Annotated in this window: 20 protein-coding genes, 1 other RNA gene and 1 pseudogene; 17 read left to right on the plus strand and 5 right to left on the minus strand. The window is 32.7% G+C overall.

Features of this window, described 5'->3' with window-relative positions:
• The first annotated feature begins 184 nt into the window (after nt 1–184).
• The 14 genes from BR66_RS0116835 (at nt 185) to ssrA (ending at nt 17004) form a co-directional block, all read left to right on the plus strand.
• Nucleotides 185–1723: an ABC transporter ATP-binding protein gene (locus BR66_RS0116835; RefSeq protein WP_026883942.1), complete on the plus strand. Its 1539-nt coding sequence runs from the start codon at nt 185–187 to the stop codon at nt 1721–1723.
• Entirely contained in the window at nt 1713–2816 is a 1104-nt protein-coding gene (locus tag BR66_RS0116840) for an ABC transporter permease (RefSeq protein ID WP_026883943.1), read from the plus strand. The genes BR66_RS0116835 and BR66_RS0116840 overlap by 11 nt, the downstream gene beginning before the upstream one ends.
• Nucleotides 2809–3741, plus strand: a complete 933-nt coding sequence (locus BR66_RS0116845; protein ID WP_026883944.1) for an ABC transporter permease — start codon at nt 2809–2811, stop codon at nt 3739–3741. Before BR66_RS0116840 ends, BR66_RS0116845 begins: the two co-directional genes overlap by 8 nt.
• A gap of 264 nt (nt 3742–4005) precedes the next feature.
• Nucleotides 4006–5367 carry an RNA polymerase factor sigma-54 gene (gene rpoN, locus BR66_RS0116850; RefSeq protein ID WP_026883945.1) on the plus strand — a complete coding sequence of 454 codons (1362 nt, stop codon included), beginning with the start codon at nt 4006–4008 and terminating at the stop codon, nt 5365–5367.
• A gap of 125 nt (nt 5368–5492) precedes the next feature.
• Complete coding sequence (locus tag BR66_RS0116855) at nt 5493–6527, plus strand: sugar-binding transcriptional regulator (RefSeq protein ID WP_026883946.1); 1035 nt, start codon at nt 5493–5495, stop codon at nt 6525–6527.
• Between the two features lie 117 nt (nt 6528–6644).
• On the plus strand, nt 6645–7649 hold the full coding sequence (gene gap / locus BR66_RS0116860) for a type I glyceraldehyde-3-phosphate dehydrogenase (RefSeq protein ID WP_026883947.1): 1005 nt from the start codon (nt 6645–6647) through the stop codon (nt 7647–7649).
• Between the two features lie 110 nt (nt 7650–7759).
• The gene (locus BR66_RS0116865) at nt 7760–8953 is read left to right on the plus strand and encodes a phosphoglycerate kinase (protein ID WP_026883948.1); all 1194 of its coding nucleotides are present in this window, start codon (nt 7760–7762) and stop codon (nt 8951–8953) included.
• Between the two features lie 206 nt (nt 8954–9159).
• Complete coding sequence (tpiA, locus tag BR66_RS0116870; RefSeq protein ID WP_035796486.1) at nt 9160–9909, plus strand: triose-phosphate isomerase; 750 nt, start codon at nt 9160–9162, stop codon at nt 9907–9909.
• A 175-nt stretch (nt 9910–10084) separates the two neighbouring features.
• The gene (gpmI, locus tag BR66_RS0116875; RefSeq protein WP_026883950.1) at nt 10085–11602 is read left to right on the plus strand and encodes a 2,3-bisphosphoglycerate-independent phosphoglycerate mutase; all 1518 of its coding nucleotides are present in this window, start codon (nt 10085–10087) and stop codon (nt 11600–11602) included.
• Between the two features lie 122 nt (nt 11603–11724).
• The gene (gene eno, locus BR66_RS0116880) at nt 11725–13020 is read left to right on the plus strand and encodes a phosphopyruvate hydratase (RefSeq protein WP_026883951.1); all 1296 of its coding nucleotides are present in this window, start codon (nt 11725–11727) and stop codon (nt 13018–13020) included.
• Nucleotides 13021–13197: 177 nt separating this feature from the next.
• Entirely contained in the window at nt 13198–13434 is a 237-nt protein-coding gene (gene secG, locus BR66_RS0116885; protein WP_026883952.1) for a preprotein translocase subunit SecG, read from the plus strand.
• Nucleotides 13435–13623: 189 nt separating this feature from the next.
• Complete coding sequence (gene rnr / locus BR66_RS0116890) at nt 13624–15909, plus strand: ribonuclease R (RefSeq protein ID WP_026883953.1); 2286 nt, start codon at nt 13624–13626, stop codon at nt 15907–15909.
• A 72-nt stretch (nt 15910–15981) separates the two neighbouring features.
• A complete protein-coding gene (gene smpB / locus BR66_RS0116895; protein WP_026883954.1) occupies nt 15982–16452 on the plus strand; it encodes an SsrA-binding protein SmpB in 471 nt (156 codons plus the stop codon).
• Nucleotides 16453–16671: 219 nt separating this feature from the next.
• Nucleotides 16672–17004: a transfer-messenger RNA gene (gene ssrA, locus BR66_RS25335) on the plus strand.
• Nucleotides 17005–17632: 628 nt separating this feature from the next.
• On the opposite strand, the gene BR66_RS0116900 is transcribed toward ssrA, so the two are convergent.
• From BR66_RS0116900 to BR66_RS0116920, 5 genes are all read right to left on the minus strand, one after another.
• Nucleotides 17633–17965 (minus strand): hypothetical protein, encoded by a 333-nt coding sequence (locus BR66_RS0116900; protein WP_242841183.1) that lies wholly within the window; start codon nt 17963–17965, stop codon nt 17633–17635.
• Nucleotides 17966–17978: 13 nt separating this feature from the next.
• Entirely contained in the window at nt 17979–18752 is a 774-nt protein-coding gene (locus BR66_RS0116905; RefSeq protein ID WP_026883956.1) for a DNA/RNA nuclease SfsA, read from the minus strand.
• Nucleotides 18753–18809: 57 nt separating this feature from the next.
• Nucleotides 18810–19262 carry a MarR family winged helix-turn-helix transcriptional regulator gene (locus BR66_RS0116910; protein WP_084156544.1) on the minus strand — a complete coding sequence of 151 codons (453 nt, stop codon included), beginning with the start codon at nt 19260–19262 and terminating at the stop codon, nt 18810–18812.
• Nucleotides 19263–19446: 184 nt separating this feature from the next.
• Nucleotides 19447–19899: a nuclear transport factor 2 family protein gene (locus tag BR66_RS24155; protein ID WP_051624281.1), complete on the minus strand. Its 453-nt coding sequence runs from the start codon at nt 19897–19899 to the stop codon at nt 19447–19449.
• Nucleotides 19900–19972: 73 nt separating this feature from the next.
• Entirely contained in the window at nt 19973–20764 is a 792-nt protein-coding gene (locus BR66_RS0116920; protein WP_026883958.1) for an EFR1 family ferrodoxin, read from the minus strand.
• Between the two features lie 161 nt (nt 20765–20925).
• Between BR66_RS0116920 and BR66_RS0116925 the strand changes: the two genes are divergently transcribed.
• The 3 genes and pseudogenes from BR66_RS0116925 (at nt 20926) to BR66_RS26280 (ending at nt 22145) form a co-directional block, all read left to right on the plus strand.
• Nucleotides 20926–21591, plus strand: coding sequence for a TetR/AcrR family transcriptional regulator (locus BR66_RS0116925; RefSeq protein ID WP_156946317.1), 666 nt, complete (start codon nt 20926–20928; stop codon nt 21589–21591).
• A gap of 288 nt (nt 21592–21879) precedes the next feature.
• Nucleotides 21880–22023 (plus strand): annotated as a pseudogene (locus tag BR66_RS24160) (transposase); the annotation flags it as partial.
• On the plus strand, nt 21999–22145 hold the full coding sequence (locus tag BR66_RS26280; protein WP_207641267.1) for a hypothetical protein: 147 nt from the start codon (nt 21999–22001) through the stop codon (nt 22143–22145). The pseudogene BR66_RS24160 and the gene BR66_RS26280, both read left to right, overlap by 25 nt.
• Nucleotides 22146–22640 lie beyond the last annotated feature (495 nt).

A 22640-nucleotide genomic window follows, 5' to 3' on the forward strand; every position in this document is an offset into this window, starting at 1 on the left:
CCACATCTTTGAGTTTTGTTATTTCTTTCATAGATGATTCCAAAGTTATTAATATTGTAATATAATAATGGCTAGGTATAAAAACCTAGCCATTTTTATGTATAGGTAAGGCATCTGACAAAATGAACTGGTATGTTAACAGGTGATTTTATCAAGATGCCTAAATCAATTGAGGAGGATTGAGATGGATAAGGTAATGGAAATGAAACATATTACTAAGATTTTCCCTGGTACTATAGCTAATGATGATGTGACCTTTGAACTTTTAAAAGGTGAAACTCATGTTTTACTAGGTGAAAATGGAGCTGGAAAAACTACCCTTATGAATATTTTATACGGGCTTTACCAACCAGAAAAAGGCGATATTTTTTTTAATGGACAAGTTAGCAAAATTAACAACCCTAACGATGCAATAAAGCTTGGAATTGGAATGGTACACCAACATTTTATGCTTATCGATAAATTCACTGTTACTGAAAATATAATATTGGGAATAGAACCTAAAATTGGTTTGAAAATAGATATGAAAAAAGCAATTAACGATGTAAAACAATTAGCTGAAAAATATGCTTTTAATATAGAACCCACTGCAAAAATTGAGGACATTTCTGTTGGGCAGCAGCAAAAAGTTGAAATCCTAAAGGCACTTTATAGAGGTGCGGATATCCTAATATTGGATGAACCTACAGCTGTTTTGACTCCACAGGAAATAGATGAACTAGGAACAATAATTGATAACCTAAAAAAAGAGGGCAAATCATTTATACTTATTACTCATAAGCTTAAGGAAGTAATGAAAATGAGTGATAGAGTCACAATAATAAGAAGAGGTAAAGTTACTGGAACTGTTTATACCAAGGAAACAAGTATTGATGAACTTGCTGAACTTATGGTTGGGAGAAAGGTTAATCTTACAGTTAATAAATCAGAAGCAAAAATAGGAAAAGATATGCTTGTAGTTGAAAATCTTCAGGTTAAGAATCATAGGGGAATTTTAGCTGTAAAGGGCGTTAATTTAACTGTACGTGCTGGAGAAATTGTTGGAATCGCTGGTGTTGATGGAAATGGTCAAACTGAGCTAGTTGAAGCATTAACAGGACTTATAAAACCACAAGATGGAAAAGTTATGTTGGATGGAAAAGATATATTTAATAAGACTCCTAGAGAGATATCGGATAGTGGCGTTGGCCATGTTCCAGAAGATAGACAAAAAAGAGGGCTGATTTTAGATTTTTCACTATTTGAAAATTCAATACTTGGTTTATATCATAAACTTCCATTTAGTAAGGGAATTATTATGAAATATAATGAAATAAGAAAGCATTCTCAAAGGCTTATAAGTGAATTTGATGTTAGAACACCTTCAGATGAAGTTACAGCTGGATCACTTTCAGGAGGTAATCAGCAGAAACTTATAGTAGCCAGAGAAATATCCAAAAACCCTAATATTCTTATAGCTGCGCAACCAACTAGAGGACTTGATGTAGGTGCTATAGAATATATTCATAAAAGAATCGTTGAGGAAAGAGATAAGGGTAAAGCTGTACTTTTGGTTTCACTTGAACTTGACGAAATTCTATCACTTTCAGATAGAATAGCTGTAATGTATGATGGCAATGTGGTAGACATTTTAGAGAGAAAAGACGCAGATGAGAGAAAACTAGGAATACTTATGGCAGGTGGAACTGTAAAAAATGATAAAGAGGTGAGAGATGGTGAGTAATTCAGAAACAAAAAGCAACAAATTTTTGTTAGCAGCAAAATATGTTGTGAGGAGTCTAGCATTCCCACTATTTGCAATTTTTATTTCTTTTTTCGTTGCGGTGTTTTTTGTAATGTGGTCTAAAGGCTATGGGATAACACAATATTTCACAGCACTCACAGATTTGATGGGAATAATAATCACAGGAAGCTTTGGATCTACAGATCAAACACTTCAAACTATGAATTATGTTACACCGCTTATTTTTACAGGTGTTGCCAGTGCAGTGTCCTTTAAATGCGGAATTTTTAATATAGGAGTAGAAGGGCAGTTTACCTTAGGTATTCTTGCAGCAGCTGTTGTTGGTCAAATACATGGATTAAGCCCTATAGTACATATACCACTAATAATATTAAGTGGTGTTGTTGCTGGAGGACTATGGGGTTCAATACCAGGGTTTTTAAAGGCAAAATTAGGTATTAATGAAGTCATTAATTGTATAATGCTTAATTATATCGCTATGTATGTTGTTAATTTTGTAATAATGAGGACACCAGCAGGAATTCATGGTAAAGGGCAGACACCTATAATACAAGATAGTGCAAAGCTGATGAAACTTAACGGAGTTAGTTTTGGAATTATAATTGCATTAATATGTGCTGTAGTTGTATTTTGGCTTTTGTGGAAAACAACCAAAGGCTATGAGATAAGAGCTGTTGGTATAAATCCACACGCTTCAGAGTATGGTGGAATAAACATCAGTAAAAATATTATTTTTGCCATGGTACTTTCAGGGGCTATAGCTGGACTTGGAGGAGCAGTTCATCTTTCAGGCACGGTTTATATGACTACAGACTTACTATCATTTATAGGATATGGAATGGATGGTATAGCAGTTGCATTACTTGCCAAAAGCAATCCTATTGGTTGTATTCCATCAGCACTTCTGTTTGGTACACTTGAAAGTAGTTCTAGAATACTTCAGATTAATAATATACCAAAAGAAGTTGTTTATTTAATTCAATCAGTGGTAATAGTTTTTGTAGCTACAGATTATATTGTTGATTATTTCAAAGAGAAGAAAAGAAAGAAAGGAGCTGTTGTAAATGGATAAGTTCACACTTGTGGTGAGTATCGTGGCAGCCACTCTAAGAATGGCTACACCGCTTATATTCACTGGACTTGGTGGTGTGTTTTCAGAAAATGCAGGCGTTGTAAATATAGGACTTGAAGGCATGATGATTACAGGAGCATTTTTCGCAGTGCTTGGTTCATTTCTAACAGGAAGTCCTCTTGTTGGAATACTATTTGCAGCAGCGGCTGGTGGAATAATAGCAGCTCTTCATGCATTTTTAAGTATTAATTTAAGGGCAGATCAGGTTATTTCTGGTACAGCTATAAATTTATTTGCTACTGCCTTTGCAAGTTTTATGATATTTAAAGTTTTTAATACTGGTGGACAAACAAATATAGTTCATTCACTTTCATATAATATTCCAAAATTCATTCAAAATATACCGATACTAGGGACTCTTTTAGGTGGGCTGAATTGGTTTGTATATTTTGCTTTAGTTTTAGTGTTTGTTACTGACTTTGTACTTTATAAAACACCATTTGGACTTAGAATAAGAGCGGTTGGTGAGCATCCTAGTGCAGCCGATACTTTAGGAATAAATGTTTATAAAATACGATATACATGTGTTATACTTTCTGGAATGTTAGCAGGAATAGGTGGAGCTTCATTATCCATCGGTATATCAAATCTATTTAGAGAAGGAATGACTGCAGGGCGTGGTTATATAGCTTTAGCTGCTTTGATATTTGGTAACTGGAAACCAAAAGGAACAATGTGGGCTTGCCTTTTATTTGCATTTGGAAGTGCGCTTCAAATAAATGCACAGATGATGAGTTTTCAACTGCCAGATGAAATTTATGCAATGTTTCCATATGTATTAACAATGCTTGCACTTGCAGGCTTTGTTGGTAAAACAACTGCACCAGCGGCTGATGGAATTCCATACATTAAGGGAAAAAGATAGCGGACACAGGTGACAAGTTAAAGGTTTAGAAAATGAGGATGAGAGAAGATTTGTTTATGCAAATATTTTCCCATCCTCATTTTTAAGAATTATTAAAAATTTTAATTTGAATTTTTAAATTTGCAACTTATTCCTCATATAACATGTTGAAAAATAGTGAAATATAAAGTATTTTAATGTTTTTTGGTGTTTGAAAAGTGGATTTATGATATACTAAATGAATAATGGAAGATAAAAAACATAACATAGATATAGGTGAAAATTATGAATTTAGATTTTAACTTAAACTTAACTCAGCAACAGAAACTTATTATGAATCAACAGATGCAGCTGTCTGTGAAATTACTTCAAATGTCCAATTTTCAATTAGTTGAGTATCTTAATCAAGAGATACAAGAAAATCCAGTTATAGACGCTGATTTTTCTAAACTTGAAATTGGTGAGGATTTTGAGAAAATAGACTATAAAAAGTTGTCTGAACATTCAGCCAGCGATAACTATAGCTCTAGTTCATCTTATGGTGAGGAAAAGGTTTCACCTTTTAATTTTATTTCTGAAAAAAAATCCCTAAAGGATTATCTTAAAGAGCAGTTAGTTGAATCAAATGAAAATACTATTATTAAAACTATATGCATGTACATTATTGAAGGTATAGATAGTGTTGGATATTTTACAGATGACTTAGAGGACACTGCAAAGTTTTTAAAGGTGGATAGATCAGATGTAGATAGCGCACTTAAAATAGTTCAAAGCTTCGAGCCAAATGGAATTGGTGCGAAGAATTTAAAAGAATGTTTGATAATTCAAGCAGAAGAACAGGGATTATTAGATGATAATTTTCAGGAGATAATATTGAATCATCTTGAGGATATAGGAGATAATAGATATAATAAAATTGCTAAAGAACTTAATATTTCTGTTAAGGAAGCTCAAGAATATGGGGATGAGATTAAAAAATTTGAACCAAAACCATCAAGAGGATTTTATACAGGTGATGAGGTAAAGTTCATAATTCCGGATGCTTATATAGAAAATATAGGTGAGGATATATATATAATTATGAATGATACATCGATTCCAAGTTTATCCATAAACAATGTGTATAAAGATATTTTGGATGCGGCAGAGGATCAAAGTGCTAAAAAATATTTAAAAGAAAAGATGAATAGTGCCATATTTTTGATGAAGAGCATAAACATGAGAAGAAGCACGATGTATAAAGTTTTGGAAAAAATTGTAGATATCCAGAAAGAATATTTTTTAAAAGGAAATATTTATCTAAAAGCCATGACACTAAAGGACATATCAGAAAAAATTGATATGCATGAATCTACAGTAAGTAGAGCTATAAAAGAAAAGTATATATATACCAATATGGGCATAGTGAGGATAAAGGATTTATTTACAACTTCAATTACTAATGATAATAGTGAGGATGTTTCTGTAAACAAGATAAAAAATGAAATAAAAGGACTTATAGAGCAGGAAGATAATGAAAAACCACTATCTGATCAGAATATAGCTGATATTTTAAAGGGTAAAGATTTTAAAATATCAAGGCGAACAGTAGCTAAATACAGAGAAGAAATGGAAATAAAGGCTTCTTCTAAAAGAAAAAGGTTTTAGCACTATAGAAAATAATTTTTTTTTTTTTTACAAATACTATTTAAAAATTAGTCTTTTTAATCTATAATAGTAGTGGGACAAGAATTGAGTTGCTGGGACTAAGTAAGTCCAGTGAGGTGGTTAAAGTGCACGAAATATTAAAATTGCAGAAGAAAATTGTTCCAGAACTTATGGATTTGCTTGAAAAAAGATATAATATTTTAAGGACAATATACTATAATCAGCCTATAGGTAGAAGAATCTTAGCAAACAAATTAGAAATAGGTGAAAGAGTAGTTAGGACTGAAATTAATTTTCTGAAAAAGCAAAGTTTGATTAACATAGGCACCCCTGGAATGTCAGTAACATATGAAGGCGAAGAAATAATAGATAAACTTAAGAACTTTATACGACAATTTAAAGGGTTAAATGAGATTGAAATACAAATAAAAGAAAAATTGAACATAAAAAAAGTAATTATTGTGCCAGGCAGTGTTGAAGATGATAAAACTGTGATGAATGAACTAGGTAGAACAGCAGCAAAATATGTGGAAAGCATAATTAATGATGAAAGCATAATTGCTATTACTGGAGGAACTACCATGAAAAAGGTTATCGATAATTTTGATGATAATTATAATTTTTCACATGTTGTAGTAGTACCTGCTAGAGGTGGAATGGCAAGAAAAGTTGAAACAGAAGCAAATACTTTAGCTGCAAACCTTGCTAATAAATTAGGGGCAACATATAGATTGTTACATGTCCCAGATAACCTTAGTAATGAGGCATTAAGTGCAATACTTAATGAAAAAGGCATAAAGGACATAATGGATGTTATTCATAGTGCAAATATTATTGTTTATGGTGTTGGTAGGGCAGATGATATGAGTAGACGAAGAGGTTTAAGCAAAGAGGAAACATCGCGATTATTAGAGCAAGGTTCAGTTGGAGAGGCATTTGGGTATTTCTTTGATGGCAATGGAAATGTTGTTTATTCGACTCCTTCAGTAGGACTCAAAATTGAAGATATAAATAATGTGGATAATCTAGTAGCGGTGGCAGGAAAAAAATCAAAAGCAGAAGCAATAGTTGCAACACAAATGAATAATGAGAAAAGTGTTTTAATTACAGATGAGGGCACTGCTATGGAAATCGTTAGGGTGCTCAGTGAAATAGGTTAATTAATATCTATCAATGAATTTTGTTGATTTGATATTTTTAAATAAATTTTTATTAAATTGCTAATAATTATATTTACATATAATTTTAGAAATATATATCTTTGGAGGTATTTAAAAATGGCAAAAATCGCGATTAATGGTTTTGGAAGAATAGGTAGATTAGCTTTAAGAAGAATTCTTGAGGTACCAGGTCTTGAAGTTGTTGCAATCAACGACTTAACTGATACAAAAATGTTAGCACACTTATTAAAATATGATTCAGCACAAGGTAGATTCAATGGTACAGTTGAAGTTAAAGAAGATTCATTTGTAGTAAACGGAAAAGAAATTAAAGTTTTCGCTGAATCAAATCCAGAAAAACTACCATGGGGAAAACTTGGAATAGATGTTGTTCTTGAATGTACTGGTTTCTTCACAAAGAAAGAAGCAGCTGAAGCTCATATAAGAGCCGGCGCTAAAAAAGTTGTTATTTCAGCTCCTGCTGGTAATGATTTAAAGACAATAGTATTTAATGTTAACCATAATGAATTAGACGGAACAGAAACAGTTGTATCAGGTGCTTCATGTACAACTAACTGCTTAGCTCCAATGGTTAAAGTATTAAATGATAACTTTGGTCTTGAAAAAGGATTTATGACTACAGTTCATGCTTATACAAATGATCAAAACACATTAGACGGACCTCACAAAAAAGGTGATTTCAGAAGAGCAAGAGCAGCTGCTGCTAGTATAATACCAAACTCAACTGGTGCTGCTAAAGCAATCGGTCAAGTTATTCCAGAATTAAAAGGTAAATTAGACGGAAATGCTCAAAGAGTTCCAGTTATAACTGGTTCAATAACTGAATTAGTTTCAACTCTTAAGAAGAATGTAACAGTTGAAGAAGTAAATGCTGCAATGAAAGCTGCTGCTAATGAATCATTCGGATATACTGAAGACGAAATAGTTTCTTCAGATGTTATCGGAATTAACTTTGGTTCATTATTTGATGCTACTTTAACTAAAGTTATAGAAGTTGACGGAAAACAATTAGTTAAAACTGCTTCATGGTATGATAATGAAATGTCATACACTTCACAGTTAATCAGAACTTTAGAATATTTCGCTAAAATTGCTAAATAGTCTAAAAGTAAATATTTGATTATTTGAACGAAACATAGTAAAGAGGTCTGGTTTTGTAGTTATAGCTATGAGGCTAGGCCTCTTTAAATAATTTTTAGAGGTGAATTTAAATGCAATTAAATAAAAAAACAGTTGAAGACATAGAAGTTAAAGGTAAAAGAGTATTAGTTAGATGTGATTTTAATGTTCCATTAAAAGATGGAGTTATTACTGATGAAAACAGACTAGTTGGAGCACTACCAACAATTAAATATTTAATAGAAAAAGGTGCTAAAGTTATTCTTTGCTCACATCTTGGAAAGACAAAAGGACCAGATCCAAAACTTACTCTTGCACCAGTTGCAAAAAGACTTTCAGAACTTTTAGGAAAAGAAGTTATTTTTGCTGCTGATGATACTGTAGTTGGAGAAAATGCCCAAAAAGCTGTTGCTAATTTAAAAGAAGGCGAAGTTGTTCTTCTTGAAAATACAAGATTTAGACCAGAAGAAGGAAAGAATGGTGAGGCTTTTTCAAAGGATTTAGCTTCACTTGCTGACGTATATGTAAATGATGCGTTTGGTACAGCTCATAGAGCTCATAGTTCAACAGTTGGAGTTACTGAATTTGTGAAAACAGCTGTATGTGGATTTTTAATTCAAAAAGAATTAAAATTCTTGGGTGAGGTTGTTGAAAGACCAGTAAGACCATTTGTTGCAATACTAGGTGGAGCAAAGGTTTCAGATAAAATCAATGTTATAAACAATCTTCTTGAAAAAGTTGATACTTTAATTATAGGTGGCGGTATGGCTTATACTTTCTTAAAAGGCCAAGGTTATACTATAGGTAAATCACTTGTAGAAGAAGATAAAGTTGAATATGCAAAAGAAATGCTTGAAAAAGCTAAAGCTAAGGGAGTTAAACTTCTACTTCCTGTAGATAACGTTGTTGGAGCAGAATTTAATGCTGATACAACTCCAGTTACTACCGATGATGCAAATATTCAAGAAGGATATATGGGACTTGATATAGGACCAAAAACATCAAAAAATTATGCAGATGCAATCAAAACTGCTAAAACTGTTATATGGAACGGACCTATGGGTGTATTTGAATTCGCAAATTTTGCAAGTGGTACTATAGCAGTTGCAAAAGCTATGGCTGAATCAGATGCAACTACAGTTATTGGTGGCGGAGATAGTGCAGCAGCTGTTAATCAATTGGGATTTGGAGATAAAATGACTCATATTTCAACTGGTGGTGGAGCTTCACTTGAATTCTTAGAAGGAAAAGAACTTCCTGGAATAGCTGCTTTAAATGATAAATAATTAAATAATAAGTGTAGAATTTTAAATTCTACACTTTATGATACTTATAATTATGTTAAATAATAATAATTATTATTTAATATCATTTACAATTTAATTTAAAGTGATATAATATATTTAAACAGTGAAATAAAGATATTTAATATATTTAATATATTTAAGATATTTAAGGCACAAATATATATAAAAATGGAGAGTGAATTTTAATGAGTAGAACACCAATAATAGCTGGAAACTGGAAATTAAACAACACAATAAACGAATCAATAAAATTAGCTGAAGAATTAATACCACTAGTTAAAGATGCTAAGGTAGATGTTGTTATTGCACCAACGTCAATAGCACTAGATGCAGTAGTTAAAACAGTTAAAGGAACAAATGTTAAAGTAGCTGCTCAAAATGCTCATTTTGAAGAAAATGGAGCTTTCACAGGAGAAATATCTTTAAAAGCACTTGAAGAATTAGGAGTAGAATATGTAATACTTGGACATAGTGAAAGAAGACAATACTTTAATGAAACTGATGAAGCTTTAAACAAAAAAGTAAAAGCTACATTTGCACATGGTTTAACTCCAATTCTTTGTTGCGGAGAGACTCTTGAAGAAAGAGAAGCAAATGTTACAAACGAAGTTACAGGAAAACAAATCAAATTAGATTTACAAGGAATTAGCAAAACTGACGCAGCTAAAGTTGTTATCGCTTATGAACCAATATGGGCTATAGGAACAGGAAAAACAGCTACAGATGATCAAGCTAATGAAACTATTGGAGCTATAAGAAAAACTGTTGCTGAAATTTTTGGTAAAGAAGTAGCAGATAAAGTTAGAATACAATATGGTGGTTCTGTTAAACCAGGAACTATTAAAGCACAAATGGCAAAAGAAGAAATAGATGGAGCATTAGTTGGTGGAGCAAGTCTTAAGGCTAATGACTTTGCAGGTATAGTGAACTTCTAAAAACATAATAATATGTGGAAGTAAACTTTTGAATTTTACTTCCACATATCATAAATTTTTTTATAGAAAAATATATATATAAATACTTTGAATAATGCATCAACTAATTAAATTTGAAAATATCATACATTTTTATGTATGTATATATAAGTATATTTTGGATGGAGGAAATAACATGGCTAAGAAACCTGTAATGTTAATGATTTTAGATGGATTTGGACTAACTGATAGGGCAGAGGGAAACGCAGTAAAGGCAGCAAATAAACCTAATATTGATGATATATTCTCACATTATTATAATACAACACTAGGGGCATGTGGACTAAGCGTTGGACTTCCAGAAGGACAGATGGGAAATTCAGAAGTTGGACATTTAAATATTGGAGCAGGAAGAGTTGTTTATCAAGCATTGACAAGAATAACTAAGTCAATCAAAGATGGAGATTTTTTCGAAAATACTGAACTTACGGATGCAGTTAAAAATGCAAAGGCAAATGGTTCAGCACTTCATTTATTAGGATTACTTTCACCTGGCGGAGTACACTCACATACAGAACACTTAAAGGGTCTATTAGATCTTGCAAAAAAGGGTGGATTAAAAGAAGTTTATGTACATGCATTCCTAGATGGAAGAGATGTGGCACCAGCTTCAGCAAAAAACTATATTGAAGAAATTGAAAATTACATGAAAGAAATTGGAGTAGGAAAGATAGCTTCTGTTTCAGGAAGATATTATGCAATGGATAGAGATAACAGATGGGATAGAGTTGAACTTGCATATAATGCATTAGTACTTGGAAAAGGTGAAACTGCAGTTTCCGCAATTGACGCTGTAGACAAGTCTTATGCTTTAGGAAAAAATGATGAATTTGTTCTTCCAACTGTTATAGTAAAGGGAGCCGAAATTAAAAATAAGGATTCAGTAATATTCTTTAATTTTAGACCGGATAGGGCTAGAGAACTTACTAGAGCAATAAATGATAAAAACTTTGACGGTTTTTCAAGAAACGCATTAGATCTTAAATTTGTAACAATGACACAATATGATTTAACTCTTGAAGGTGTGGATGTAGCATTTAAACCTGAATCATTAACAAACACTCTTGGAGAATATGTAAGTAAACTTGGAAAGAAACAGCTTAGAATTGCTGAAACTGAAAAATATGCTCATGTAACTTTCTTCTTTAATGGTGGCGTAGAAAAAGCAAATGAAAATGAAGACAGAGCTCTTATAGCTTCACCAAAGGTAGCAACTTATGATCTTAAGCCTGAAATGAGTGCTTATGAAGTTACTGATGAACTATTAAAGAGATTGGATACAGATGAATATGACATGATAATACTTAACTTTGCAAATCCAGATATGGTTGGACATACTGGTATATTAGAAGCTGCTAAAAAAGCTATAGAAGTTGTGGATGCATGTTTAGGTAAAGTTGTGGATAAAATACTAGAGAAAGATGGTACAGTGTTTATAACAGCTGATCATGGTAATGCAGAACAAATGATTGATTATGCAACTGGAGAACCTATGACAGCACATACAACTGGTCCAGTACCTTTTGTTTATGTAAGCCAAGATACTAGTGAATTAAGAGATGGCGGAGTGCTTGCAGACATTGCACCAACAATGTTACAAGTTATGGGACTTCCTATTCCAAAAGAGATGACAGGTAAAAGTTTAATAAAATAAGGTTAAATTAAGTTAAATTTCTACTTATACACATAAAAATATGGTATTGTGAATTAGAGCTTGATAAATACCTATGTTATAAACATAGTTATTATAAATTAAATTTATGGGAGGTATTTCAAATGAAATATGATGTTGAAATTGTAGATGTCTTTGCTAGACAAATATTAGATTCAAGAGCTTTTCCTACAGTAGAGGTAGAGGTTACATTAGATGATGGTACCGTTGGTAGATCATCCGTTCCATCAGGTGCTTCCACAGGAATTTTTGAAGCAGTAGAACTTAGAGATGATGATAAAGAAATATATAATGGTAAAGGAGTTCTAAAGGCTGTGGATAATGTTAATAACATTATTGCACCAGAACTTATCGGAATGAGTGTTTATGGTCAAGTTAAAATTGATAACACATTAATCGAACTTGATGGAACAGATAATAAGGCAAAACTTGGAGCTAACGCAACTCTTGGAGTATCGCTAGCTGTTGCTAGAGCAGCAGCGGAGTCTCTTGGACAGAGTTTATACTCATATCTTGGAGGAGTAAATGCAAAAGTACTTCCAGTTCCTATGATGAACATATTAAATGGTGGTAAACATGCAGATAATAATGTGGATCTTCAAGAATTTATGGTTATGCCTGCAGGAGCAAGAAGCTTTAGTGAAGCACTTAGAATGGGAGCAGAAGTATATCATGCTCTTAAAGGAATTTTAAAAGCTAAAGGCCTTGATACAGCAGTAGGTGACGAAGGTGGTTTTGCACCAAACCTTTCCAGCAATGAAGAAGCAATAAAAATAATTATTGAAGCTATAGAAGCAGCAGGTTATACACCAGGGAAAGATGCATTTATTGCACTTGATCCAGCATCATCAGAATTTTATGAAGATGGAAAATATAATCTTGCAGGAGAAGGAAAAATTTTATCTGCTAAAGAAATGGTTGATTACTATGAACAATTAGTTAATAAATATCCTATAATATCCATTGAAGATGGTATGGCAGAAGAAGATTGGGATGGATGGAAAGAGATAACTGAGAGACTTGGAAAGAGAATACAACTTGTAGGCGATGACCTATTTGTTACAAATACTCAGAGACTTAAAACTGGTATTGAAAAGGGTGTAGCAAATTCAGTACTTATTAAACTTAACCAAATCGGAACAATTACAGAAACTCTTAACACCATTGAAATGGCTGAGAGAGCTGGATATACTGCAGTTGTGTCACATAGATCTGGAGAAACAGAAGACACAACTATCGCAGATCTAGTTGTAGCTGTTAATGCAGGACAAATTAAAACTGGAGCACCAGCAAGAACTGAAAGAGTTGCTAAATATAATCAACTTTTAAGAATTGAAGAAGAACTTGGAGACATTGGAGAATATAGAGGACTTAGTGCTTTCTATAATTTGAAGAAATAATAAAAAAAGATTGAGGGCTTTCCCTCAATCTTTTTTTATAAAAAACCATGAAATATTAAATTAAGTTGTAATAAATACGTACATATGTTAAGATGTAGAATATATGATATTGTTAATTTAATGATTTTAATGTTTTATTTTATATAAATAAAACTATCTATAGGAGGGTTTCTAGACGTGCATAATCTTTTAGTAGGTATACAAGTAATATGTGCTATCGTAATTTTAGTTTCAATTTTAATGCAACCAAGTAAAATGGATGGATTTAATTTTTTCTCAGGTGGTGGTGAGACATTTTATTCACATAATAAATCAAAAACTCGTGAGTCAAGGCTTGCTAGAGTTACAGTTTTATCTTCTGTTCTGTTTGCAGTTGTGGTTATTATGCAAAACTTACCCAAATTTATACAATAATAAATTAAACTAGGTATAATTCGATAGCATGATGAATTATGCCTTTTTAATTTTAGGCGTGTTAAAAATACACAACTAAGATGCTGATATATTTTTTCAATATGCCTTATAACAGTATTTAATTGAATATTATTTTCTATTAGGTTAAAAATTTATAATATATATAATAATAAGAATGGAGATGAAAATATGAGTATAAGAGAGACATTAATTGATTTTATGAGAGAAGAAGCATATAAACCAATGAACTCACGTGAACTTGAAAAAATATTTGATGTGAAAAAATCTGGAATTAAGGGTTTTAAAAAACTTCTAAAAGATATGGAACTAGAAGGTTTAATCGTTCAAAATAGAACTGAGCATTATGGTGTTACAGAAAGAATGGGTTTAGTAGTTGGAAAATTACAAGGACATGCAAAAGGTTTTGGTTTTGTAATATGTGATGAAGAAAGACCAGACGTATTTATTCCAGCTTCATTTATGAGCGGAGCAATGAATGGAGATAAGGTAATAGCTAAAGTAACAAGAGAACAAAATGATGGTAAGAAATGCGAAGGTGAAATAATAAGGATACTTACTAGGGCTAATAAAACAATAATTGGCACTTATGAGGATAGCAAAAATTTTGGATTTGTGGTAGCAGACGATGTAAGAATCCAGCAGGATGTATTCGTTCCAAAGAGCATGAAAGGCAAAGCAAATTCAAAAGATGTAGTAATTGTAGAAATAACTCAGTGGCCTGAAAATAGAAGAAATCCAGAAGGTAAGATAATAGAGATACTTGGCAGAAAAGAAGATAAGGGTGTGGATATACTTACAGTAATTAAAAAACATAAACTTCCAGAGGAATTTCCACAAGAAGTACTTAGTTTTGCCGAAAATATATCTGAAACAGTGCCAGAAGAAGAATATACAAATAGAAGAGATTTAAGAGATATTAAAATGGTAACTATTGATGGAGAAGATGCAAAGGATTTAGATGATGCAGTTTCTTTAGAAAAACTTGAAAATGGAAACTATCACCTAGGTGTTCATATTGCAGACGTTTCTCATTACGTTAGAGAAAAAAATCCTCTAGATAATGAAGCACTAGAAAGAGCAACATCTGTATATCTTATTGATCGAGTTATACCAATGCTTCCTAAAAAACTTTCAAATGGTATATGTAGCCTTAATCCAAAAGTTGATAGGCTCGCACTAAGTTGTTTTATGGAAATAGATAAAACGGGTAAAGTAGTTGACCATGAAATATTTGAAAGTGTAATAAAGACTAATGAGAGAATGACATATACAGATGTAACTAAAATTATTAGAGATAAAGATGAAGAAACTATTAAAAAATATGAATATCTATATGATGATTTTAAGGCAATGAATGAGCTTTTTGAAATCTTAAACAAGAGAAGACTTCAAAGAGGTGCTATTGATTTTGATTTTCAGGAAAGTAAAATAATATTAAATGAAAATGGTAAGCCAATAGATATACAGCCTTATGAAAGAGCAGTAGCTAACAAGATAATAGAAGAATTTATGCTTATTTGTAATGAAACTGTTGCAGAACACATGTTTTGGACAAAATTACCTTTTGTTTATAGGGTTCATGAGGAGCCAGACACTGAAAAACTTGAGCACTTTAACGAATTCGTACATAATCTTGGTTATGTAATAAAGTGGGGCAGTGAGGTTCATCCAAAGGAACTTCAAAAGATTATAGAAGAAGTAAAGGGTAAAAAAGAAGAAACAGTTGTAAGTACATTACTTCTAAGATCTTTAAAACAGGCAAGATATTCTCCAGAATGTGTAGGACACTTTGGACTTGCAGCAAAATATTATTGCCATTTTACATCACCAATAAGAAGATATCCTGATCTTATGATTCATAGGATAATAAAGGAACATCTTCATGGAAAGATAGATGAAAAAAGGAATAAAAAGTTAATTGGAATAGTTGATTTTGCTTCTGTTCAATCTTCTGAAATGGAGAGAGTAGCACAACAAGCTGAAAGAGAAGTAGATGATCTTAAAAAAGCTGAATATATGCTAGATAAGATTGGAAAAGAATATTCGGGAATTATATCATCAGTAACAAACTTTGGTATATTTATAGAACTGCCTAATACCGTTGAAGGACTTGTTCATATAAGTGAATTGAGTGATGATTATTATGTATTTGATGATAAGCATTTATGCCTTATTGGTGAAAGAAGTAAGAAGATTTATAGATTAGGCGATGAAGTCAATATAAGAGTAGAGAAGATAGACATGGCATCTCATGAAATATACTTTGCAATTATTGAAAAAAATGAAAAAGCTATAGAAATAGAAAAAATAGTGGATAAAAAAATAAATTTATCAGAACTTGAAGAAATTGAAGCAAATACTGGGGATGAAGATGCGAAAGTTGAAGTTGTACACCCAGCAAGTAGAAATAAAGATGTAGCTGAAATTTACAAACCAGAAACTAAAGAAGATTAAAAAAAGCTAACTCATAATTAGATCAATTGTGAGTTAGTGTAAAACAAAATAGAGTATGGGTAGGTGTTATATGTGAGTAAGGTTAGAGAAAACAAAACTTTAGCAGAAAATAAAAAAGCTAGACATGATTATTTTATAGAGGAATCTCTGGAATGTGGAATAGAACTTGTAGGTACGGAGGTTAAATCCATAAGAACAGGGAGAGCCAATCTTAAAGATAGTTATGCAGAGATTAGAAATGGTGAAATTTTTGCATGTAATATTCATGTAGGGCCTTATAAAGATGGAAACATAAACAACAGAGATCCACTTAGAAGGAGAAAACTTCTTTTACACAAAAAAGAAATAAGAAGATTTGAGTCATATATAAATCAGCAGGGATATACACTTATACCATTATCTCTTTACCTAAAGGATGGAAGAGTTAAAGTTCAACTTAGTGTTGGAAAAGGTAAAAAAGAATATGATAAGAGAGATGTAATGCTAGAAAAGGCTGCAAAACGAGATATAGCGAGACAATTTAAAGAACAAAATAAGTATTAGAACTAGCGTAAATAGGATAAAATTCAAAACGTGGTATTATATAACACTTGCTAAAAGCATATAAATAAGGTAAAATGTAAGGACAGTGACGTTAAGTTAATAAAATTTAACATTGCATGAAAGAAAACTTTTGTTTGCAGAGGTTAGACCTTGTAAAATAGTATTTTGCTATTTTAGTCTTCATATATTTATATATAGGAAGAAAACAAGGGGGCGTACTTTGGTTTCGACGGGGATACGTTGTGCCTAGGAAGCGAGTCGAGGGAACCTATGGACCCGCGTTAAAAAACTATTGGAAACATTTAAACGCAAACGAAAATAGTTACGCTTTAGCAGCTTAGTCTGCTTCGTCCACCCTTTGAGTCCCACGGCTTAGGATTGGGCGTCAATTAGTGGGGAAACGAGCCTGGCTAAGCTTTGCCCCAGGAACGGAATTTATGAAGCTACTGAAGCTAAGAGCCTGTCTTTCGGCGCTTAACAGAGGGAAATTTAAATGAGAGACTGCACTCGAAGAAACCTAGGTGTTGCGATTTTCGGACAGGGGTTCGATCAAAATGGTCGCCTTATGGAGTGATTCATAAGTGAAAACTTGGCTTTATCGGTGAAACCGTAACACTATGAAGGTGACGGCAATACCGAGAGGTATGTAAAGAAATTTAACAGCCTCGTATCGACTTATAGGCTTCTAAGTTCAGTTTTTTGAATATGAGGTACTAGGATAGAAGTATTAAAACTATAATATGACTTCTATAACATGCCAGGGAGCTTAGTAATAAGTTCAAGATATAGTCAACACATATGGAAACATATGAAAGCATATAGAAATATATGTTAATTGTGCCCCCTCGCCTCCACCATAAATCAAGGATTAAATAAAAACCGTATTGGAGAAATCCAATACGGTTTTTTTCGTAAATGAGAATCAACATTTCATATTTTGTCATTCGAATTTACTCAGGGAGCATAGCGAGTCGAGTTTCCGTTATAATAAACATGTTTATTAAATTCCCATGTTTATTAAAGTCTCAAAAAGTCATTATAAAATTTTTCCTTAGCTTGAAGTGCTTCAAAAGAATATCTTCCATTTCTAGGCGTAAGAGACTTATCCGATGACACGTCCCTGGATAACGAGTTCTAAGTTTCAGATGGGGAAAAACTCCACCTGAAACTTAGAACTCTGTTAATATTCAGTTAATAATAATAAAGCTCTTTTTCGTTTAGATTCAATAATTAAATAAGGTTCAATAGACTTTAGCAAACTTATGGCATTATCATATTTTAAAACATAACTATAGGATTCTTTGTATTTTTCTGAATTATAATTTTTCTTGTGAGTTATTGTACCCATACCAGTCTTTAACTTTATCCAATCTAAAAGTTCTAATGTGGTAGAACTAATACTTAAGCAGGGAGCAGGAAATTGGTTTCTGTGAAACTTTATAAGCATTATACTTCCTTCACCATCAACTATTCCAGCTATATATGCTTTTTCTTCAGGAGTCAAAATTATCACTACCTTAATTATTTTAGGTATTAATAATATAACCAATTTTTATGGAATTAACACACAAAAAAAAAATAACAAGTTGAACCATTTCAGGAGTTATCTCCATATTTACTTGCCAGATTTCAACACCATTTTTCACAGCGTCCCTAACTGCTGTAAGTATTTTCTCGCTCTTACTAGTTTTTGGTGGTACTATAAATCTTGGATTATTATAGATAAAACAGTTAAGCAGTATGGCTCTTTGATTTATATTCAGGCTGCTAGATAACTCGGATATGTGTTTGATGAATCTGTCAAATGAATTAAATTCACTGTGTGATTTATAAGTAACATTTGAACTGTAGGGTAGTTCTGCAAGAGATGTTTTCACTTCAATATAGGTGCTTTCTACTAAAAAATCCAGCCTTGAATTACCAAGAGTTTGTTCGCGAATAGTGTTATGTCCATTAGCAACAATTTTGCTTAATTGATCTGTTTTTAAAAAATGTTCTATATACCTATTTACTGCATTTTGATTAATACCAATCCATTTTTTTGAAGAAGAAGCAGGTACATCTAAGGATATAGCTTCTACTGTGAATGGTGTTTTTCTCTTTTCATCCTTCGCTTTAGACATAAGGCAAGGAATATCTTTGAATATGAAATTCCCAATGCGTCCAGTGGAAGGACAATGACATTTGTAAATGGTACCATCTAGTTCAACATCCATTATAAATCGGTTTGGTCTACTTTTTATTATCCCTTCAATTAAAGGTGTTTCAAAGACGTAGCTTCTATTATCACTAAATAACATTTTTTACCTCCTAATATAAAATAATATTTATATATACATTTAAGTATGCTAATCTCCTTAATGCCAAGCTTTTACCAGCTTGATAAAAATATTATTTAAATTTTGTACTTCTTCATCCGTTAAGGATGAAAGAACACTTCTTTCGCAATTTATTAATATAGGCCAAAGTTGCTTAAGCATGTCTTCACTTTTATTAGTAAGTCGAAGGTTATACATTCTGCGATCAACAGTATTTTTTACACGGATTAAGTAACCAAGTGATTCAAGGCGATCAACTTTTTTAACAGTAGTAGTTCTATCAGCATGTATAACTTCACCAACTTGTTGCTGAGTAGCATCAGGCATAGAAGTTATAACTGTTAGAAGTCCAAATTCCTTTGAATCAATCTGATAGGGAATTAATTCTGCATTAAAGTTCTCTATCATCTGTTCAGTGACTTTACCAAATAAAAAACCCATACTATTAAAAATACTAAACAATGTAACACCTACTTTCAAACATATAGTCATGATATTATATAATCTTTAATTAATATAATCAGTATAACTGATTATATTAGCAGCGTCAATATCAAGTTGTAGAATGCATGAATAAGATAAATAAAAACCGTATTGGAGAAATCCAATACGGTTTTTTCGTAAATGAGAATCAAAATTTTATATTTTGTCATTCGAATTTAAATGTTATGCCGTTTTATTTGGATGTGGGAGACTCTTGAGGGTTCCAATAATCCCGGATAAGCTTAATACATCCGTTTTGGGTACGGCACACATCAATATAGCGCTTTTCAAAAGTTTTGCCAGTTGCCAGTACGGTTCCATGCGATGTCATTTCTACTATGACACAGTCAGGATCAATCATGTGGTGGACCTCGATATCTGTAAAATGTGAAAATGAGACGATATCTAGAATTGCTTGGATGTACATAATGATTTTGTTTTTTCCCTCCACCCGCCTTGGCCTGGTGGGCGGAGCAAATGGGAATTCCATGACTACACCTTCAGCCATCATATCGAATAAAGCATGCACATTTCCAGTTTGGATTAATTTAAATACTTGTTCGAAGACTTCGGCGGCCCCCATGGAATCATGTCTTGCAGAGGTCGATTGGCTGGACGTTGATTGAGAATTTTGTGAATCAGACATATAGTTTTCACTCCTTTTTAATATAGTATATAGTTGGACAAACAGTACACTTATTTTTTAATGGAAGGCATAATTATTTACCATTTAGCTTTGTTAGTTCCTGCCATGAAATATCAGGATGTGTGTACCGCTTCCTGTTTTTTGTTTTGTCCTTGTAGTTGATGGCTTTCGCCGGGCAATGCTGAATACAGGCTAAACATTGTTCACAGTGGTGTTTAAAATATGGTTTTGTGTCCTGACCCAAATCAATGTTGTTTACCGGGCAGACTTTTTGGCAGATACCGCAATGAGTACACGTGTCGGATACATTGAAATGTTTATCACTATGATGGATAAAGTGCATAACTCCATTATACATAAGTTGCTGGAACGGTTTGGTTCTCAATGCTGTCAGATCAACGGTCCTTTTTTTTATGTTACCGATGATTGGCTTCAAATCCTGGGCGGATTGCCGCGTTTCCTCTTCAACGGTGTCATGCATGTCAAACATAATGATATAGTTTGATAACATATCGAGTTTTTCAGCGTAGTTCAGCGTTATACCTTTTCGCTTCAGCAAATTGCGTAGTTGAACTGTGGAATTGCCGGAACGTTTAACACTTCCGCAGGTAGCAACGGCAAAAAAGTAGGCATTCTTGTTATTTTGAAAATTAAATTGTGAAACAAAGTCCTGGACTCTTGCAGGTACACCACGGTAATAAGTCGGATACACAAAACCAATTACATCGTATTCATCTGTAAGGGTGTATTCCTTATGGGAGCCCATGGATACAATTTCGCAGTTTTCAAGTTCTTCTGAGATTTTTTTTGCGGCCCATAAGCTGTTGCCTGTTCCTGAAAAGACGAAAATGATGCTTTTCTTCATTGTATTTTAAACTCCTCTCATTATATGACGTGGCATGGTGTGCACATTTATATATACGTATATTATAATTGGAATCAACATTCCGCTTATAAAGCATATTATACGGAATTAACATTCCGTTGTCAATATCTATTTTTTCATGTAAAATAGAGAGGAAAGAGGTGGCTATCTTAATGATAAAGAAAGAATGCTCTTCGGGCGAAATATGTAATTTTCACGAGACAGAGAAGGTACAAACAAATAATTCCCCATTTTCTGATTCAGAAAAGTCTATGAGGGCAGATGCAAAACAAAATAGACAGAAGATACTGGACGCGGCTCTTAAGATTTTTACCGAAAAAGGGCTTGCAATTCCAATTGGTGAAATTGCAAGCCAAGCAGGGGTAGGCATCGGCACAATATATCGCCATTTTTCCAGCAAAGAAGCATTGTTTGAGGAAATATATATTAGTTATAAAAAGCAACTTACAGAAGATGCTAAGTCTCTTGCTAACAATTCTGATCCTGGTAAGGCATTTTTTGATTTCTTTTCACGCATAATGGAAGATGGTTTTAACAATAAGGCTTTGAAAGACGCTTTTAAAAGTCTTACCTTCACTCGGACGGAAAACGCTGGCGTAGTAAAGGATTTCCAGTCGGCATTCGCTAGTCTTCTTACCCGAGCCCAGCAATCCAAGGCGGTACGTGAAGATATAGGAGTAAAGGATTTAATTACTCTTATGATGGGCCTTCTGCTTGCTATAGACCAAGGAAAAGGTGATATGGATATAAGCCGATTCAATAGATTGATATCCATTGTTAGCGATGGAATTCGTTATAAGGAATGAATGTAAGTTGGAATTCGATTAACTGGGCTATTAGATAATAATAATAGCATGTCCTCATTGTATCAATATTATAGTTATTAGATATAAATCAAGGATTAAATAAAAACCGCATTGGAGAAATCCAATACGGTTTTTATTGTGTTTTTGAATACCACAGGTTTTACCTGTGGTTCTGTGGAAAAAAAGAACCCACTTTGCTAATGTTCGCCAACCAATTTTAAAGGCAAAGGAGGTTATCCAAATGGACATTCAGAGTTCAGTTGCAGTAAATGGAATTGCAAATAACATATTGTGTTTGCACCCAAGTATCGAAGGCAGATGATATATGGGAAAATAAAGGTGGATATAGGGCTGATACTTAGGAAATTATGTGAGTATAATGGCGTAGAAATAATAGAAGCAAATGCATGTCCAGATATTTTAAAGCGGCTATTTCATTTATTGGGTGTACGATGTTTTGGTATATGATTTTAGGTTCAGTTTATATGTTGATATTTACTACCAATATGGTTGTTAAAGATGATAAGTTTGAGAAAACAAATAAAATACAGTAATGATAAACAGAAATTAAGAGAATGAAGGATAATTGATAACAAACTGTATGCTTTTATATGATACTTAATGATATTAGATATAAAGAAAAACGGCTAAAACCATTGAGTATACAAGACTATATTGCTAGCTATTATTACATGGAAAGTACATAGCCTAACTCGAGAAAACAGGCGAATGGGTTATTCTGTTACTAGGGTTCAAATCCCTATCTCTCCGCCAATATGAAGGGCTCTAGCAGATTGTGCTAGAGCCTTTTAGTATTATTTAATATAATTAGGTATGACTGACGACAATTTGTCGACGCTAATTAAAACTAAGCGAAATTAGATGATATTTATTGGACATAATAGCTGAAGTAGTTTTTACATTGACTGCATCTTTTTTATGAAAATAACACATCATAAATTAAATATTGATAAAATCCATTGTAAGTTCAAAATAGTTAACAAGTTGAACCATTTCAGGAGTTATCTCCATATTTACTTGCCAGATTT

This window comes from Clostridium akagii DSM 12554, from assembly GCF_000686725.1.
GTDB lineage: Bacteria > Bacillota > Clostridia > Clostridiales > Clostridiaceae > Clostridium_I > Clostridium_I akagii.